Raw genomic sequence first — 232 nt, forward strand, 5'->3', positions numbered from 1 at the left:
CGTTCGGATCCCGAAGGACCCCAGACACGCGGCGACGCCGCCTACCCTGAGGTGGGCGGCGTCGAGGCCTTCGTGCGGTGACGCGGCAGACGGTCGCCGGGGCGGCGCCGGACTCTATGCCCTTGGGGTCCGCGCCGTACTGGTTGGCGCCGCAGTTGCCCTCGGTGGCGAAGAAGACGATGAGTACGATGGCGCCGACGGACGGGACCAGCCCGATGAGCAGCCACCAGCC

Annotated in this window: 1 protein-coding gene; it reads right to left on the reverse strand. The window is 71.6% G+C overall.

Annotated elements, in window-relative coordinates:
• Positions 1–223 (reverse strand): DUF805 domain-containing protein (locus ACPYOM_RS24130; RefSeq protein WP_481347921.1); only part of this gene is annotated, 223 nt, incomplete at its 3' end.
• Positions 224–232: the final 9 nt, after the last annotated feature.

This window comes from Monashia sp. HAY1-2A, assembly GCF_056755315.1.